This window comes from Microbacterium sp. NPDC087591 (assembly GCF_044743625.1).
Taxonomy (GTDB): domain Bacteria; phylum Actinomycetota; class Actinomycetes; order Actinomycetales; family Microbacteriaceae; genus Microbacterium.
Map to the genome: position 1 here is coordinate 2045563 of NZ_JBIUWU010000001.1, position 15343 is coordinate 2060905.

At 69.5% G+C, this 15343-nt stretch carries 17 protein-coding genes; 6 read left to right on the plus strand and 11 right to left on the minus strand.

All coding sequences use genetic code 11. The annotated features are described in order from the left end of the window. Positions 1–7: 7 nt before the first annotated feature. Positions 8–568, minus strand: a complete 561-nt coding sequence (locus tag ACIOVG_RS09720) for an NAD(P)H-dependent oxidoreductase (RefSeq protein ID WP_400872201.1) — start codon at positions 566–568, stop codon at positions 8–10. A gap of 65 nt (positions 569–633) precedes the next feature. Here ACIOVG_RS09720 and ACIOVG_RS09725 point away from each other — a divergent pair, with 65 nt between their 5' ends. Continuing rightward, positions 634–1200: a TetR/AcrR family transcriptional regulator gene (locus ACIOVG_RS09725; RefSeq protein ID WP_400872203.1), complete on the plus strand. Its 567-nt coding sequence runs from the start codon at positions 634–636 to the stop codon at positions 1198–1200. A gap of 92 nt (positions 1201–1292) precedes the next feature. Further along, positions 1293–2927 (plus strand): DUF4407 domain-containing protein, encoded by a 1635-nt coding sequence (locus tag ACIOVG_RS09730; protein WP_400872206.1) that lies wholly within the window; start codon positions 1293–1295, stop codon positions 2925–2927. Positions 2928–2964: 37 nt separating this feature from the next. Here the strand turns inward: ACIOVG_RS09730 and ACIOVG_RS09735 are convergent, their stop codons facing one another. Beyond that, positions 2965–3282, minus strand: a complete 318-nt coding sequence (locus tag ACIOVG_RS09735) for a hypothetical protein (protein ID WP_400872209.1) — start codon at positions 3280–3282, stop codon at positions 2965–2967. Between the two features lie 52 nt (positions 3283–3334). Here ACIOVG_RS09735 and ACIOVG_RS09740 point away from each other — a divergent pair, with 52 nt between their 5' ends. The 3 genes from ACIOVG_RS09740 (at position 3335) to ACIOVG_RS09750 (ending at position 6429) form a co-directional block, all read left to right on the plus strand. Then, positions 3335–4792, plus strand: coding sequence for a PLP-dependent aminotransferase family protein (locus ACIOVG_RS09740; protein ID WP_400872211.1), 1458 nt, complete (start codon positions 3335–3337; stop codon positions 4790–4792). Positions 4793–4870: 78 nt separating this feature from the next. After that, positions 4871–5362 (plus strand): hypothetical protein, encoded by a 492-nt coding sequence (locus tag ACIOVG_RS09745; protein WP_400872214.1) that lies wholly within the window; start codon positions 4871–4873, stop codon positions 5360–5362. Between the two features lie 53 nt (positions 5363–5415). Further along, on the plus strand, positions 5416–6429 hold the full coding sequence (locus tag ACIOVG_RS09750; protein ID WP_247628111.1) for an aldo/keto reductase family protein: 1014 nt from the start codon (positions 5416–5418) through the stop codon (positions 6427–6429). Between the two features lie 66 nt (positions 6430–6495). Here the strand turns inward: ACIOVG_RS09750 and ACIOVG_RS09755 are convergent, their stop codons facing one another. From ACIOVG_RS09755 to ACIOVG_RS09770, 4 genes are read right to left on the minus strand one after another with little or no spacing between them, the layout of a single operon-like run. After that, on the minus strand, positions 6496–7401 hold the full coding sequence (locus tag ACIOVG_RS09755; protein ID WP_400872218.1) for a carbohydrate ABC transporter permease: 906 nt from the start codon (positions 7399–7401) through the stop codon (positions 6496–6498). Further along, positions 7398–8345 carry a carbohydrate ABC transporter permease gene (locus ACIOVG_RS09760; RefSeq protein ID WP_400872221.1) on the minus strand — a complete coding sequence of 316 codons (948 nt, stop codon included), beginning with the start codon at positions 8343–8345 and terminating at the stop codon, positions 7398–7400. The genes ACIOVG_RS09755 and ACIOVG_RS09760 overlap by 4 nt, the downstream gene beginning before the upstream one ends. A 3-nt stretch (positions 8346–8348) precedes the next feature. Continuing rightward, on the minus strand, positions 8349–9659 hold the full coding sequence (locus tag ACIOVG_RS09765; RefSeq protein ID WP_400872224.1) for an ABC transporter substrate-binding protein: 1311 nt from the start codon (positions 9657–9659) through the stop codon (positions 8349–8351). A 54-nt stretch (positions 9660–9713) separates the two neighbouring features. After that, on the minus strand, positions 9714–10949 hold the full coding sequence (locus ACIOVG_RS09770; RefSeq protein ID WP_400872226.1) for an aminotransferase class V-fold PLP-dependent enzyme: 1236 nt from the start codon (positions 10947–10949) through the stop codon (positions 9714–9716). A 164-nt stretch (positions 10950–11113) separates the two neighbouring features. Here ACIOVG_RS09770 and ACIOVG_RS09775 point away from each other — a divergent pair, with 164 nt between their 5' ends. Then, on the plus strand, positions 11114–11797 hold the full coding sequence (locus ACIOVG_RS09775) for a FadR/GntR family transcriptional regulator (RefSeq protein WP_400872229.1): 684 nt from the start codon (positions 11114–11116) through the stop codon (positions 11795–11797). A gap of 108 nt (positions 11798–11905) precedes the next feature. On the opposite strand, the gene ACIOVG_RS09780 is transcribed toward ACIOVG_RS09775, so the two are convergent. The 5 genes from ACIOVG_RS09780 to rbsD form a co-directional block, all read right to left on the minus strand. Next, entirely contained in the window at positions 11906–12421 is a 516-nt protein-coding gene (locus ACIOVG_RS09780) for a glycine cleavage system protein R (RefSeq protein WP_400872232.1), read from the minus strand. 161 nt (positions 12422–12582) lie between these two features. Further along, positions 12583–13641 (minus strand): PLP-dependent cysteine synthase family protein, encoded by a 1059-nt coding sequence (locus tag ACIOVG_RS09785; protein ID WP_400872235.1) that lies wholly within the window; start codon positions 13639–13641, stop codon positions 12583–12585. A gap of 23 nt (positions 13642–13664) precedes the next feature. Then, entirely contained in the window at positions 13665–14018 is a 354-nt protein-coding gene (locus tag ACIOVG_RS09790; protein ID WP_247628103.1) for a cupin domain-containing protein, read from the minus strand. 65 nt (positions 14019–14083) lie between these two features. Then, complete coding sequence (locus tag ACIOVG_RS09795) at positions 14084–14932, minus strand: GntR family transcriptional regulator (RefSeq protein WP_400872238.1); 849 nt, start codon at positions 14930–14932, stop codon at positions 14084–14086. Between the two features lies 1 nt (position 14933). After that, positions 14934–15338 (minus strand): D-ribose pyranase, encoded by a 405-nt coding sequence (rbsD, locus tag ACIOVG_RS09800; protein WP_247628101.1) that lies wholly within the window; start codon positions 15336–15338, stop codon positions 14934–14936. Positions 15339–15343 lie beyond the last annotated feature (5 nt).

The following is a 15343-nucleotide window of genomic DNA, read 5'->3' on the forward strand; positions in this document are numbered from 1 at the left end:
CCAGAGTTCAGCGTGAGTCGGAGGCGCCGAGGCGTTCGGCACGGTCGAGCCACCGGGTGACGGTGGGTTCCGCGGCCGTCTTGACCCCGAGCATCCGATGCGTGCGCACGGAGCGGATGCCGCAGAGGCGCATGGTGTTGCGAGCGACCTGGGTCTGCGCGGGCAGGCCGGTGAAGGGCACGGCGAACCACGGGGTGTCGGCGAGCAGGAGCAGGCGTCCACGCCGTGCCGGCAGCAGTCCCTCCGGGAGGCCGAGCTTCGTGTAGCGGTACTCCTGCTGGGGGAGCAGAGCTCGATCGAAGAAGCCTTTCAGCACCGCGGGCACCGACCCCCACCACAGCGGCGTCGCGACCACGACCGTGTCGGCCTCGCTGAGCGCGCGCTTGGCGTCGACGAGGTCGGGCTCGAGGGTCATCCGCTCGCGGTAGCCGAAGCGCAGGTGGGGATCGAATTCGAGATCCCGCAGCGCGAGCACGCGGGCGTCGCCGTGCCCCTCGGCATAGCGCTGTGCGAGTGCGGCGGTCAGGGAGCGGGCGTCGGGATGGCCGTCGATCACGAGAGCGGACATGCGGGATTCCAATCTGGACACTGTCAAGTAGGTGGACACTGTCAAGATAGGAGAGGATGTTGCGCATGTCAAGTTCGAAGGACGGCTACCACCACGGCGACCTCGCCCGGGCGCTGGAGGATGCCGCGATGCAGCTGCTGGAGCGGATGCCGGCGGCCGACATCAGCCTGCGCGAAGTCGCCAGAGCTGCGAACGTGAGCCACAACGCGCCCTACCACCACTTCGCCGATCGACTCGGTCTGCTCAAGGCGATCGCCGAACGCAGCATGGCCGATCTCCTGGCGCAGGTGCGGGCCGCGGCATCCGAGTCGAAGACGCCCAGGGAGCTGCTGATCGACGGGGGCTCCGCGTACATCCGCTTCGCCGTGGAGCATCCGCACGCCTTCGACGCCGTCTACGACCCGACCGTGTGCGTGCCGGGTTCGCCGACCGCGACCATGGCGCCGCTGATCGAGGGGCTCGAATCCGTGCTCGCCGAGGCGGCCGTCGCGGCAGGGCTCGAGCGCCCTGGCGACGTCGTCGCGCTGTGGGGACTGATCCACGGGCTGGGCACGCTCGCCGCCGCCGGCCACTTCACGCTCGACGACGCTCTCGCAGCGCACGCCTCGACCGTGGACCGACTGCTGGGCTGAGCCACCCGCGCCGACGGGAGCGACTCATTCCTGTGAATGGTTCGCAGGACTCTTCCAACGGATGCACAGGGATGCTTCCCTACATTGGTCTGATGCCCTATTCCGCCCACCGACCGGGTCGCTTCGACTCGCAGGGTCGGATCATCCTCGACAGCGACCCGAACGCCGACACGGATGACCTCGACTTCCTGCGCGAGTTCGAGCCCACCGGCGCCGACGATCAGGCTGCGGAGACACCGGTCTCCGAGCCGTCCGACGTGACCCCGGCTGAGGAGTCCGCCCTTCGACAGGCTCAGGGACCCGATGCGGAAGCGCCCAGCGGACGCAAGCCGCGTCAGCCGCGCGCTCGCCGCGTGCGCACGCCCCGCACGCCCGGATCCCGCGCCAGGACCCTCGCGATCCTCGGCGGAGCGGAGGGCGAGATCCTCGACCGCGTGCCCGGCGAGACGCCGCGCTTCGTGCAGATGTTCTTCGTGTTGGCCGGCACCGCGCTGGTCTCGGCGATCTCGATGCTGTTCGCCCTGACGACCGGGGTGCAGGCCGCGATGTGGCTGGCCGTGCCGCTCGCGATCGTATGGGCGCTGATCATCTTCAACCTCGACCGCTTCCTGACCTCGACCATGAGCTCGACCAGGAACGTCTGGCGCCTCATCGGTCTCGCCATCCCGCGAGTGATCATGGCCGCGATCATCGGCTTCGTGGTCGCCGAACCCCTGGTGCTCCAGATCTTCCACAACGACATCGCGCGCGAGGTGGCCTCGACCAACATCACGCAAGCGCAGTCTGACCAGGAGGCGCTCGAGAGCGGTCCCGAGAAGATCGCGCTGGACGCCGCTACCGCCCGCGTCGCCGAGCTGGAGAACCAGGCGGCGACCGGCATCGTCGCCGGCACCGACTCGTCGTCGGCGACCGAAGCGGCCGCACAGGCCACGGTCGACGACGTCACCGCGAAGATGACTGCGCAGCAGGAGGTCATCGACCAGGCCCGCACGCTCTACCAGTGCGAGCTCACCGGAGAAGGTGCCGGCACCGTCCCGGGCTGCACAGGGGTGAACGGCGAGGGCGCGAGCTCGGACGCCGCGAAGGCCCAGCTGGCCGAAGCGCAGCAGACCTACGACGCCCTGGCCGCCCAGCTGCGCACCGCCAATGAGGAGCTCGCCGCTGCCGGGACCGCGGCCAAGGAGAACACCACCTCATCCGAGTCGCAGAACCGTGAGCAGGCGAAGGCGCAGCTGCCGGCCGCGCGCGACACCTACGATCAGGCGCTCGCCGCGTACAACGCCAGAGCCGATGCCGTCGCGCAGGGCAACGCCGGTGCGATCGGACTCCTCAGCCAGATCAGCGGACTGAACAGGCTGAGCGAGAAGGAGCCGACGATCCTGTGGGCGCACATCCTGATCGCGGCGCTGTTCTTCATGATCGAGCTGCTGCCCGTGCTGGTGAAGGTGCTCACGAGCTACGGCGACCCGAGCCTGTACGAGAAGGCCGCCGCCATCCGCAAGCAGGTCGCCCTCGACAAGGTCACCGCGGAGGGCTTCCGCGACCGCGCGGCGATCGTGACCTCGCAATCGCAGGAGATGCAGGCGGATGCCGGCTCGGGCGAGCCGCAGACGCGTGCGGAGCGCCGCGAGGCGGCAGAGGCGCAGGAGCGCGAGCGGGCGGAGAAGCGGGCACAGGCGCAGACGCTCGAGGAGCAGGAGCAGCTGGTCCAGCCGACCGCCGGCTGATCAGGGCAGCACTCGTCCCGGATCCGGTGGCGGCGCGTCACGCGAGCTGAGGAACCCGTTCCGCCGAGTCGTGCGGCTCGGCGACGTCGTACGGGTCGAGGTCGCGGATCCGCGTGCGCGGAAGCGCCGCGTCGGAACGCGCGGCCGCCGCGAGCGAACGGATCAGCGAGACGGTCGAGGGGGCGCCCCGCCAGCGCGTGCCGGTGATCAGGGCCTCGATGCGGGTGAGCGGCTGGTGCAGCGCCGCGTCGTGCTGACGGATGTCGTCGCTGAGCCACTGGAGGAGCTCGCTGATGGTCCAATCAGGGTCTATTGGTCCAAGATCGCGGGGTTCGCTGGCGAGGAAGGTGTCCATTGGTCCAGAATCAGGTCTCATGAGCGCGGATGGCAGGGCCAATGTGCGGCCAGTGGACCATCGATCGACCACGGATGGCTCGGTCGCACTGGTGCGGGCCGGCGAGGTCTCGTCGGAGGGGCTGTCGGTGCGCCTCGGGCGCTGGACGCACGGCGACGGCACGCTCGCGGCACGGCTGTCCCGCGGGATCGCCGACCTCATCGCCGGGGGCGAGCTGCGACCGGGAGACCGGCTGCCCGCCGAGCGGGCACTCGCCGCGGCGTGCTCGGTCTCACGCGGCACCGTGGTCGCCGCCTACGCCGATCTGGCCGAGAACGGTCTGGTCGAGCGGCGGCAGGGCAGCGGCACCCGTATCGCCGGAAACGCGGCGCCGGCATCGCCCGGACAGCGTCCCGGTCGCGGCGAGGCGCTGTTCTCGGCGCTCCCCAACGCGATCGACCTGCTGCGCACGGTGCCGCAGATCCCTGCGCTCGCGGTGCAGCTGATCCGCGACCATCAGCCCCGGCTCGACCTGGCGCTGCTGCCGGAGACCGACCCGGCGGGGCTCCCCGTGCTGCGCGAGCTGATCGCCGACATGTACCGCTCCGAGGGCACCCCCACCACGCCGGAGCAGATCCTGGTGACGCACGGCGCGCAGCAGGCGATCAGCCTCGTGGTCAACGCGCTGGTGGGACCTGGAGACGTCGTGCTCGCCGAAGAGGTCACCTGGCCCGGTGTCACGGACTCGGTCGGGCTGCGCGGGGGCACCGTGCACGGCATCCCGATGGGGGAGGACGGCATGGATGTCGAGGCGCTCGAGGTCGCCATCGCACGGCTGCGCCCCGTGCTCATCGCGGTCAACCCGCACCATCAGAACCCCACGGGCACGCGCCTGCCCGCCGCCGCTCGGCACCGCCTCGCCACGCTCGCCGCGCGGTACGGAGTGCCGGTGATCGAGGACCGGGTGGTCGCTGGCATCTCCTTCGACGGCGTCGTGCCGCCCACGCTCGCCGCCGAGCGGGCGGACGCCCCGGTGATCGTTGTCGAGTCCGTGTCGAAGTGGGCGTGGGCGGGGCTGCGGATCGGCTGGCTGCGGGCCGACCCCGTGCTCGTGCGGCGCCTGCGCGGCGCTCGGCAGCTCGCCGACCAGTCCACGAGCGTGCCGGGGCAGCTGATCGCGCTCGACCTCATCGCCCGCGCCGACGAACTGCGCAGGGAGAACAGCAGGGTTCACCAGGAACGGTTACGGCTGCTGGAGCAGCTGATGGCGGAGCACCTCCCCGACTGGCGCTACGACCCTCCTCGCGGTGGGCTGTCGCTGTGGGTGGCGCTGCCGGTCGGCTCGTCCGCCGCACTCGTGCGGGTCGCGGCGACCCACGGCGTCTCGATCGCGGGGAGTGCGGCGTTCGCGGCATCCGCGTCGCCCGACGACCACATCCGCATCCCGTTCACGGCTCCGGACGACGTGCTCGCCGAGGGCATCCGGCGCCTCGGCGCCGCCTGGCGGGAGTATCGGGATGCTCTCTCCTGAGGAGTCACGCCACGCCGCGCCGGAGGGGTGGGGCGCGGCGTTCCGTGACCTCTCAGCGAGCGTGTCTAAGGTGTGGGCATGAGTCGACGTCGACAGACCGTGTGGGTGGCACTCGCGGGGGTGGCGGCGGTGACGCTGTACGCCGCGTTCGCGGCCGTGCAGATCCTCGTGCTGAATCCCCTCGCCGCCGCTCCGGGACTCACGCTCGACGAGATCCACGCGCGGATGTCGGACGAGGGGGAGTCGCTCGGTCCGTCGATGGTCCTCGGCATCCTCGGTGCGGGCGTCGTGCTCGCGATCGGCGTCGCAGTGGTCGCGATCCTGCAGAAATCGCGTCCGCTCGTCACGGCGATGTGCTTCCTCGCGGTGCTGACCGGGGGAACGCCGGCGTACTTCGTCGCCTCCTTCGGGCCGGGGATGGCACTCGCCGACACCTTCATGATCAGCGGCGCCGACGCCTCGCACTGGGCCCTCGTGCTCCACCTGACCAGTGCGCTGTCGCTGCTGGTCGCGGTCATCGGCGCGGTCGTCATCACCCTCCGATCTCCTGCCGCGCCGGCACTCGCCTGAGACCGGTCACGGAATCCGCCCCGGAGGAGTTCACGAGCAAGTAGCGTTGGACCATGGTCAACTATCGCTATCTCGGAAACAGCGGCCTCAAGGTCTCGGAGATCACCTACGGCAACTGGGTCACGCACGCCTCTCAGGTCGGCGACGACGCCGCCGTCAAGACGGTCCACGCAGCACTCGACGCGGGCATCACCACGTTCGACACCGCCGACACCTACGCCAACACCGCCGCCGAGGTCGTGCTCGGCAAGGCCCTCGCCGGCCAGCGTCGCGAAGGCCTGGAGATCTTCACGAAGGTCTACTTCCCGACCGGTGCCAAGGGCCCCAACGACACCGGCCTGAGCCGCAAGCACATCCTCGAGTCGATCAACGGCTCGCTCTCCCGCCTCGGCACCGACTACGTCGACCTGTACCAGGCGCACCGCTTCGACTACGAGACCCCGCTCGAGGAGACGTTCCAGGCCTTCGCCGACATCGTCCGCCAGGGCAAGGCGCTCTACATCGGTGTCTCGGAGTGGACCGCGGAGCAGCTTCGCGAGGGGCACGCGCTGGCGAAGCAGCTCGGCATCCAGCTCATCTCGAACCAGCCCCAGTACTCGATGCTGTGGCGTGTGATCGAGGGCAAGGTCGTGCCGGCCTCCGAGGAGCTCGGCATCTCGCAGATCGTCTGGTCGCCGATGGCACAGGGCGTGCTCAGCGGCAAGTACCTCCCCGGCCAGCCGGTGCCGGAGGGCTCGCGCGCGACCGACCCGCACAGCGGCGCCGACTTCATCAAGAGCTTCCTGCAGGACGACATCCTCACCGCCGTGCAGCGCCTGAAGCCCATCGCCGACGAGGCGGGGCTGTCGATGCCGCAGCTCGCGATCGCGTGGGTGCTGCAGAACCCGAACGTCGCCGCCGCACTGGTCGGAGCATCCCGTCCGGAGCAGCTCGCCGAGACCGTCAAGGCCTCGGGCGTGAAGCTCGACGCCGACACCCTGGCCGCGATCGACGCGGCACTGGGCGACACGGTCAACCGCGACGCCGAGGCCACGTACTCGACCTCGCCGAAGTCGCGCCTGGTCTGAGGGCTCTCACGAAGAAGGCCGCCGTTCCTCGGAACGGCGGCCTTCTTGCTGCGCGGTGCGGCCGTATTACTCCTTCACGGCGCCCGCGGTCAGCCCCTGCACGATCCAGCGGCTCGCGAGCGCGAACATCACCATGGTCGGCAGGATCGTCAGCACGGCGGCGGCGCTCATGGAGCCCCAGTCGATGTTGAACGTCGAGATGAAGCCGTTCAGCGCCGAGGGCACGGTGCGGTTCGCATCGGTGTTCATCAGCACGACCGACAGGAACAGCTCGTTCCAGCAGTTGACGAAGTTGAAGATGAACGCCGCGATGATGCCGGGGGTCATGACCGGCACCAGCACCCGGAACAGGGCGCCCAGGCGGGAGCATCCGTCGATCATGGCGGCCTCCTCCAGCGCGTCGGGCACGTTCTCGAAGAAGCCCCGCAACATCACGGTCGAGAACGGGATGCAGACCGCGATGTAGACCAGGATCAATCCGGGCTTGGTGTCGACGAGCCCGAGGTCGGTCATCATCGAGTACAGCGGTCCGAGTGCGATGAACGCCGGGATCATCTGCGTCAGCAGGAACGCGATCAGCACCGCCCCCTTGCCGCGGAACTCGAAGCGGGCGATCACGTAGGCGCTCAGCAGGGCGATCAGCGTCGCCACGGCGCCGGCGATGATCGCGACCAGCGCCGAGTTGCCCAGGAACACCCCGAACGAGCTCTGCTGGAACAGGCTGACGTAGTTCTCGAGTGACGGCTCGCTCGGCCAGTACTCGAGAGGGAAGCTGTTGATCGTCCCCGGAGATTTGAACGAGGTCAGGGCGATCCAGTACAGCGGGAACAGCGTGATGACGAGCCAGAGGCCGAGGCCGACGACGCGCACCACACCGCCCGCGGTGAACCTCCGCTTCGGGCGAGGGGCCCTGGCCAGATCGGGGACGGTCAGACGTCGTGTCTCCGTGACGGTGGTTCCGGTGATCGTCATCGCTGAGCCCTCCGCATCGCCATCAGGTAGAACGCGCAGAACACGAACAGGAATGCGACCACGATGAGGCCGATCGCGCTCGCGATGCCGTAGTTGCCCTGCTGGGTGTAGTTGATCATCCACGTCGTGATGATGTGGGTCTGGTTGGCCGGTCCGCCGCCCGTCATCGCGTAGATGATGTCGGGGAAGTTGAAGATCCAGATCACGCGCAGCAGCACCGTGAGCAGGAGCGTCACGGAGATGTACGGGATGATGATCGAGAACAGCTGGCGTGCCTTGCCGGCGCCGTCGAGGCTCGCCGCCTCGAGCATCTCGTCCGGCACGGACTGGAGCGCCGCGAGGATCATGATCGCGAAGAACGTCACGCCGTACCAGATGTTCGCCACGATGACCGCGAACATCGCGAGCTTCGGATCCGCCAGCCAGGGCAGCGGTGCGTCGATCAGCCCGACCTTCATCAGCAGGTCGTTGACCACACCGAACTCGGCGTTGAACATCCAGCGGAACAGCATCCCGATCAGGAAGCCCGACACCGCCCACGGGAAGAACACGAGCGCCTGGTAGAGCCCGCGGAAGCGGAACCGCTTGCGCAAGGCCAGGGCGATCAGGAACCCGATCACGAGCTGCGGCACGAGCGAGCCGACCACCCAGAGGATCGAGTTCCACGCCACGACCGGGAAGGCGGGGTCCTGGAACACGGCAGCGAAGTTGTCGAAGCCCACGAACGGGGTCGACGTGAGGTCCCACAGGTTCCAGTCGTGGAACGCCATGCGGGCGCCCTGCAGCATCGGCCAGTACGTGAACCAGCACACGAACACGATCGCCGGGGCCATGAAGGCCAGCAGCGTCAGCGCGTGGCGTCCGCGGAACGGCCGGCGGCGCGGGCCGCGGGGGGCTCCGCCGGACGTGCCGACGGAGCCCCCTTCACGAAGTGCGGATGCCACGGATCACCCCTTCTCCGCGGCGTACTTCTCGGTCCAGAAGGTGTCCCAGGAGGCGAGCAGGTCGCTCGTCGACATGTTGCCGAGCAGCACGTTCTGCACATCCTGGTCGGACTTCTGGATCCACTCGGTCCACCAGCTGACCCCGCGCGGCTGACGTACGTTGACGTAGGTCTCGGGGTCTTCCGTCATGGTGACGTAGCTCGTCCAGGGGCCGGTCGAGTAGAAGTCGTCATCCGCGGCGGAGGCGATGATCGGCACCAGGCTGTTCGCCTGCGCGAACTCGGTCGCAGGATCGGCGGACGACAGGAACTCGACCAGCTTCACCGCCGCCTCCTTGTTCTCGCTCTTCTCGGCGACGCCCCAGCCGGCGACGGCCAGCGGCTGCGCGGCCTTGCCGGAGGGGCCGACGAGCAGAGGAGCGGTGTCCCACTGGTCCTCGGTCAGCGAGGAGTCCTGCACGGTCGCGATGACCTCGGGGTCCTGCAGCAGGAACGCGGTGGTGCCGTTCGTGAAGCCGGCGACCATCTCGGGGTATCCCCACGACACGGCCGAGGGCGGGGAGGCCTGGGTGAACAGGTCGAAGTAGTCGTCGACGGCATCCTGCGCCTCGGGGGCGGCGAAGATCGTCGAACCGTCCTCCATCAGGAACGCGTCGTCGACGTCGAGCCCGTCGATCGTGTACGCCTCGATCGCGGCGACCACGTTGCTGTTGGCGTTCGCGCCGCCACGGAAGGCGTAGCCGTAGATGTTGTTCGACGGATCCTGGATCGCGCTGGCCTGCTCGAGTAGATCCTTCCAGCTGTGCGGAGGGCCGTCGAAGCCCGCATCCTTCACGAGGTCGGTGCGGTAGAACAGCGACAGGCCGTAGAAGCCGTAGGGGACGAAGTAGCTCTTGCCGTCTGCGGCGACCGAGGCGGACTGCGCGTTGTCGGTCAGCGCATCCCAGCCGTCCCACTTCTCGAGGTCGGGACCGAGGTCGTAGAGCCAGCCGTTGTTCGCGAACGGGCCGACCGTGATGTCGCGGACCTCGAGGAGGTCGACACCCTTGCCGGACTGCAGCATCTGCTGGATCTTCTGGTCCGCCTGCTCGGTGGGAGGGGAGACCAGGTTGACCTTGATCTTCGGGTTCTCCTTCTCGAACTCGTCGAGCAGGCCGCGGATCAGCTCCGTGCGGGCGGGATTGGTCAGGCTCTCGACCATCTGCAGGGTGACGGTGCCGTCGGCGGACGGACCGCCTCCTGCCGAACAGCCGGTGAGCGCGAGGACGGCGACGGTGCCGAACCCCGCGGCGGTCGTCAAGATCTTGTGCTTCACGATGTGCCTCTCAGTTGGGTGGGTGGTGCGGGTCTGGGTGCGCGATGACGCGCGTCAGGGGATGACGAGGGAGGGGGCAGGGCGGATGCCGGCGCGCTGCAGGATCTGCGGGATGCAGCGCTCCACGAAGGCCTCGAAGTCGGAGGCCTCGGTGTACAGGTGCGCCGACAGGCGGAAGTAGCCGATGCCGCGGAAGCTGGTGAACGCCGTCTCGACCCCGGTCTCGTCGAGCAGCTGCATGCGCAGCTCGTCGGCCTCTTCGCGGGAGGCGCCGAGTCCGAGCGGGAGTCGCACGAGGCGCATCGACGGCACAGGGGAGGGCAGCGGCGTCAGCGGGTCCTCGTCGCCGTACGGGCGCAGGGCCTCGGCGATGATCTCGGCACCGGCGAACGCCCGTTCCGCCATCGCCGTGCGGGCGTTCGCCCAGCCGAACTCGCCCTCGATGTAGTCGATCGCCACCGGTGTGCTCAGATACGTCGTCGCGTCGATCGTGCCCTGGGTGTCGAAGCGCACGGGATAGGGCTCGTTCGCGGCCCAGGAGTCGATCAGCGGCCACAGTTCGTCGCGGTCGGGGGCGTTCGTGACGAGGAGCGCCGAGCCTCGCGGGGCGCAGGGCCACTTGTGCAGGTTGCCGAACCACCAGTCACCACCGGCGACCGCGGCCGCATCGGCGATGAGGCCGGGGGCGTGCGCGCCGTCGACGAGCGTGCGCACTCCGCGGGTGGCCGCGAGCTCGGCGATGCGGCGGGTGGGCAGCAGGCGGGCCGTGGGGGAGGTGATCTGGTCGACCACGATCAGCCGGGTGCGCGGGGTGAGGGCGTCGTCGAAGCGCTGCACCACCTCGTCGTCGGAGGCGAGCAGCGGAAGCTCGACCGTGCGGACGGTCGCACCGAAGCGGCGGGCGAGGCGCTGCGCGCCCATCGTGATCGCCCCGTAGCCCTGGTCGGTCACCAGGATCTCGTCGTCGCGCTCCAGCTGCAGCGCGTTGTACACCACGGTCGCGGCAGCAGAGGCGTTCGGCACGAACACGCTGTCATCGGCACGTGCGCCGACGAAGGGGGCGGTCCGCTCGCGGGCTTCGCGCACGCGCTCGCCGATACGGGGGAACCACTCGACGGGGCTCAGGTCGGCCTGACGACGCAGCGCGTCCTGGTGGGTGACGACGGCGGTGGGCACCGCGCCGAACGACCCGTGGTTGAGGTGGATCACACCGGGATCCAGCGGCCACGCATCCCGCGCCCTGACGCCGGAGTGCAGCGTGAGCGGAGCGGGGAAGGGGGAGACGGGCATAGGTCCTCATCGGGGAGAGTGGCGAGTTGTTGCACAACTTTGCCATAGAGGTTCCGAAATCGCCATGAAAAGGTCAAGATGAAACATAGTTGTCATACGAATTGGTCGCCGCGACGGCATCCGACAGACTCGCAGAGAGGTCGAGGGCATCGGGGAGGATGACGATGAGCGCACTGGACACAGCGCTGCACGGGTTGCGGGCGCTGATCGCCGACGGTGCGCTGCGCCCGGGCGACCGCCTGCCGAGCGAAGGTGAGCTCTGCGAACGGCTCGGAGTCTCGCGCGGATCACTGCGCGAGGCGATCCGGATGCTCGCGGCGCTCGGGGTGCTCGACACCCGCCACGGATCGGGAAGCTACGTCAGCGAACTCAGGGCCGCGGATCTGATCGGCAGCCTCTCGCTCACGGTCGGGCTGCTGCCCATGGCCGGGGTGTTGGAGCTCACCGAGCTGCGCCGGGTGCTCGAGCCGCATGCCGCCGCGCTCGCCGCGGCCCGCATCGACGCCGAGACTATCGAGCGCCTCGACGGCATCCTGACTGAGATCGAGGCGAGCGACGACTTCGAGGATCACTCACGGCTCGACCACGACTTCCACATGACGATCTCGCGCGTCGCCGGCAATGAGGCGCTCACGAGCCTGATCGATGTGCTGCGCTCCCGATCGCGGGCGTACCGCATCCCCGACGCGCACGATGCCGCCGAGCTCAAGCTGCATTCGGACGCGGGGCACCGCGCCATCCTGCGCGGACTCGCCGCCGCCGACCCTGTTGCCGCGAGTGCCGCGGCCTCCTCGCACGTGGCGTACACCGAGTACTGGGTGCGTCAGTACACCGACGTCGAGGACTGAGGAGCTTCTCGCCGGGGCGCGCGAAAACCCAGACGAGGTGCGATGAGGTCGGCGCGCCGACCGGATGCGGGATCGTCTGGGTTGCGGTGCGCTGAGCGCGGAGGCGGCTCAGCCGAGCGTGATGTCGACCTGGATCTCGGCCGCGAGGCGCTCGAGGTCGTCGCGCAGCGCGTCGAGGTCGACCGACGAGGGAACGCGCGCTGTGACGGATGCCTCGAACAGGCGCCCACCGGCCATCGCGGCATCCCGGGTCTCGGTGGCCAGCTCCTCGATGCTGAGGGCATGGGCGCTCAGCACGCCGGAGACCTCGCGCACGATGCCGGGGCGGTCGTTGCCGAGCACCTGGATCTCGAGCAGCTGGTCGTCGGCGCCCGCGGCGTCGGCGGTGCCGGTGAGAACGGCGAGGGTCAGCAGTCCCTGTCCCTGCAGCCCGCGCAGCGCCGACTGCAGCTCGGCGGAGCGCTCGGCCGGGACCGAGACCTCGATCACCCCGGCGAACGTGCCGGCGAGCTCGGCCAGCGAGCTGTTCTCCCAGTTTCCACCGTGCGCGTCGACGACATCGGCGACGGCTGCGACCAGGCCGGGGCGGTCGGCGCCGGCGACGGTGAGGATCAGAGTAGTCATGCGGCCAGCGTAGCCCGCGGGTCGCTGTTCATAACTCCTCAAGGACGGAGGTTCAGGGACCTCAGTTGCCCGCAAGCGGTTCGATCCGACGCGGTCTTGAGGAGTTGTGAACGGGCGGGACGCGAGCCCGTCGACAGGCTCAGGGAGCCAGGGGCGCGCGGCTACTCGGTCCAGACGCCGGACTCCAGGAACGCGTCCAGGCGCGCGCGGTGCGGGGCGAGGTCCCAGCCCTGACCGGCGACCCATTCGTCGTTGAAGTAGGTGCCGGCGTAGCGGATGCCGCTGTCGCAGATGAGCGTCACGACGCTGCCCGTCTCTCCGGCCGCCCGCATCCGCGCGATCAGCTGGAACGCACCGTACAGGTTGGTGCCGGTCGAGCCGCCCGCCCAGTGCAGCGTGCGCTCCCGCAGCAGGCGGATGGCGGCGATGGAGCCGGCGTCGGGCACCTGGATCATCTCGTCGATCACGCTCGGCACGAACGACGCCTCCACCCGCGGTCGGCCGATGCCCTCGATGCGGCTCGGCCGTCCCGCCGGAGCATCCGGCGTGCCCTTCCAGCCGTCGTAGAAGGCGGAGCCCTCCGGGTCGACCACGGCGATCTGCGTCTCGTGGCGGCGGTACCTCACGTACCGGCCGAAGGTCGCGCTCGTGCCGCCGGTGCCCGCGCCCACGACGATCCAGCGCGGGATCGGATGCCGCTCCTGCGCCAGCTGGCTGAACACGCTCTCGGCGATGTTGTTGTTGCCGCGCCAGTCGGTCGCGCGCTCGGCGAACGTGAACTGGTCGAGGTAGTGGCCGTGGCAGTCGGCGGCGAGCCGCTGGGCCTCGGGCGACATGTCCTCCGCGCGGTCGACGAAGTGGCAGCGGCCGCCGTAGAACTCGATGAGGTCGATCTTCTCCTGGCTGGTCGAGCGGGGGACGACCGTCACGAACGGCAGTCCCAGCATCCGTGCGAAGTACGCCTCGGACACGGCCGTGGAGCCGCTGGACGACTCGACCAGCGTGGTGTCCTCGCGGATGCGGCCGTTCACCAGGCCGTACAGCAGCAGCGAGCGGGCGAGCCGGTGCTTGAGCGAGCCGGTGGGATGCACCGACTCGTCCTTCAGATACAGGTCGATGCCCCACTCGGGTGGCAGCGGGAACAGATGCAGGTGCGTGTCGGCGCTGCGGTTGGCGTCGGCCTCCAGCAGGGCGATCGCGGTGCTGGTCCAGGAGGTCATGATCTCGAGGGTAACGCGCCCGCTCACTCCCGCGGGTGCTCGGGTCCCAGCACCGCGGCGCTCGGCTCGCCCGCCGCATCGCCCTTGAGCTCGATGAGGATCGTGTGGGTGGGCGTGGTGCCGGTGTTCTCTCCGGAATGGCGCTGCGCCGCGAGCCACACGGCCTGCCCGGCGGTGAGCGCGGTGTCGAAGGTGCGCTCGCCCGCACTGAGTCGGCGGGAGAAGTCGCTGAGGGTGACCATCACACTGTTCGGATGGTCGTGCGGCGTCGTCCTGTCGCCGGGCTGGTCGGTGTATTCGAGCACGCGGACGTGCTCGTTCTCCCAGAGAGTGCGGTAGTGATCGGGGTTGGTGAGGGTGGGATCGTCGGTGATCATGCGGCGACGGTACACCCGCGACGGCGCGATGGTCAGGGGTACTTGGAGCGCGTGCAGTCGACCGCTCAGCTCACCGTGCCGGCGCGCGAGGTGCCGCCGTCGCCGTCGATGTGCAGCAGCGAGGCCTGCGACTGCTCCTGCTGCAGCTGGAACTCGAAGCGCGAGCGATCGCCGCGGTGGTAGGCCACGAAGTACTCGATCGGCGCGCCGTCCTCGCCGCGGCTGACACTGCGCAGGCGGAGCAGGGCCGAGCCGGCGCTGACGCCGAGGTGCTGCGCCTGCTCGTGCGTGGCCACGGTGGCCTCTGCCGAGCGCACGCCGCTCGTCGCGACGATGCCGTTCTCGGCCAGCAGTCGGTACAGCGAGCGCTCGGCGAGGTCGACGCCGAGGGTGAGGGTGCCGACGGCTTCCGGCATCCAGGTCGTGGAGAGCGACCACGGCTCGCCGTCGACGTGCCGCAGGCGTTCGAGCACGACGACCGGAGATCCGACCGGCACGTCGAGGGCCAGGGCGATCTCCTCGTCGGCGGTCGTGCGCTCGTGGCGCAGCACGTCGCTGTGCACGTGGCCGCCGCGCCGCTCGACGTCGTCGTACAGGCCGACCAGCGTGTGCACCAGGCTCTCGCTCGTGCGCGGGCGCGACACGAAGGTGCCCTTGCCCTTCACGCGCTCGACCAGGCCCTCGTGCTCCAGCTGCGCGAGGGCCTGACGCACGACCGTGCGCGAGATGCCGTAGCGCTCGCAGAGCCGGTGCTCCCCGGGCAGCGGGTCGCCCGGCTGCAGACCGTCACGGGCGATGCCGTCGATGATGAGCTGGCGCAGCTGGTCGTACATCGGGGCCGCCGAGTGGCGGTCGATCGCGTCGACGCCGGTGGCGTCGGTCACGGTGTCGCTCCTGGTGATCGTCTCGCTCATGTCAGTACGCGACCCCCGCGTGGAGTATCACGTTCGCATAGGGGGTGAACTCCCCCGAGCGCACGAACGCGCGGGCCTGGTGGGTCAGCTTCTTGAACTCGACGTGCGGGATGAGCTCGATCTCGAACCCCATGCCGGCGAAGCGCTCGCGCAGCGCTTCGAGCACCTCTGGGCTCTTCTCCGCGACTTCGGCCGAGACCGTCGCGCCCTCGACCACGAGCTCGGCGAGCACAGTGTCGAGGACGTCGAGGAACGCCGGTGCGCCAGGGCGGTAGGCGAGGTCGATCCGCTCCGACGACGGGGGGATCGGCAGGCCGGCATCCGTCACGACCAGCAGGTCGGTGTGTCCGGTCTCACTGATCACGCGCGAGAGCGCCGGGTTGATCGTCGTGGCTGTCTTGCGCATCGGGT

What these genes read in the sequence shown, in the direction of transcription:
- ACIOVG_RS09785 (WP_400872235.1), bottom strand. Translation starts at nt 13,641, where the DNA reads ATGACCTCCTGGACCAGCACCGCGATCGCCCTGCTGGAGGCCGACGCC.
- ACIOVG_RS09775 (WP_400872229.1), top strand. Translation starts at nt 11,114, where the DNA reads ATGAGCGCACTGGACACAGCGCTGCACGGGTTGCGGGCGCTGATCGCC.
- ACIOVG_RS09730 (WP_400872206.1), top strand. Translation starts at nt 1,293, where the DNA reads ATGCCCTATTCCGCCCACCGACCGGGTCGCTTCGACTCGCAGGGTCGG.
- rbsD (WP_247628101.1), bottom strand. Translation starts at nt 15,338, where the DNA reads ATGCGCAAGACAGCCACGACGATCAACCCGGCGCTCTCGCGCGTGATC.
- ACIOVG_RS09735 (WP_400872209.1), bottom strand. Translation starts at nt 3,282, where the DNA reads ATGGACACCTTCCTCGCCAGCGAACCCCGCGATCTTGGACCAATAGAC.
- ACIOVG_RS09745 (WP_400872214.1), top strand. Translation starts at nt 4,871, where the DNA reads ATGAGTCGACGTCGACAGACCGTGTGGGTGGCACTCGCGGGGGTGGCG.
- ACIOVG_RS09750 (WP_247628111.1), top strand. Translation starts at nt 5,416, where the DNA reads ATGGTCAACTATCGCTATCTCGGAAACAGCGGCCTCAAGGTCTCGGAG.
- ACIOVG_RS09725 (WP_400872203.1), top strand. Translation starts at nt 634, where the DNA reads ATGTCAAGTTCGAAGGACGGCTACCACCACGGCGACCTCGCCCGGGCG.
- ACIOVG_RS09755 (WP_400872218.1), bottom strand. Translation starts at nt 7,401, where the DNA reads ATGACGATCACCGGAACCACCGTCACGGAGACACGACGTCTGACCGTC.
- ACIOVG_RS09770 (WP_400872226.1), bottom strand. Translation starts at nt 10,949, where the DNA reads ATGCCCGTCTCCCCCTTCCCCGCTCCGCTCACGCTGCACTCCGGCGTC.
- ACIOVG_RS09780 (WP_400872232.1), bottom strand. Translation starts at nt 12,421, where the DNA reads ATGACTACTCTGATCCTCACCGTCGCCGGCGCCGACCGCCCCGGCCTG.
- ACIOVG_RS09795 (WP_400872238.1), bottom strand. Translation starts at nt 14,932, where the DNA reads ATGAGCGAGACGATCACCAGGAGCGACACCGTGACCGACGCCACCGGC.
- ACIOVG_RS09790 (WP_247628103.1), bottom strand. Translation starts at nt 14,018, where the DNA reads ATGATCACCGACGATCCCACCCTCACCAACCCCGATCACTACCGCACT.
- ACIOVG_RS09720 (WP_400872201.1), bottom strand. Translation starts at nt 568, where the DNA reads ATGTCCGCTCTCGTGATCGACGGCCATCCCGACGCCCGCTCCCTGACC.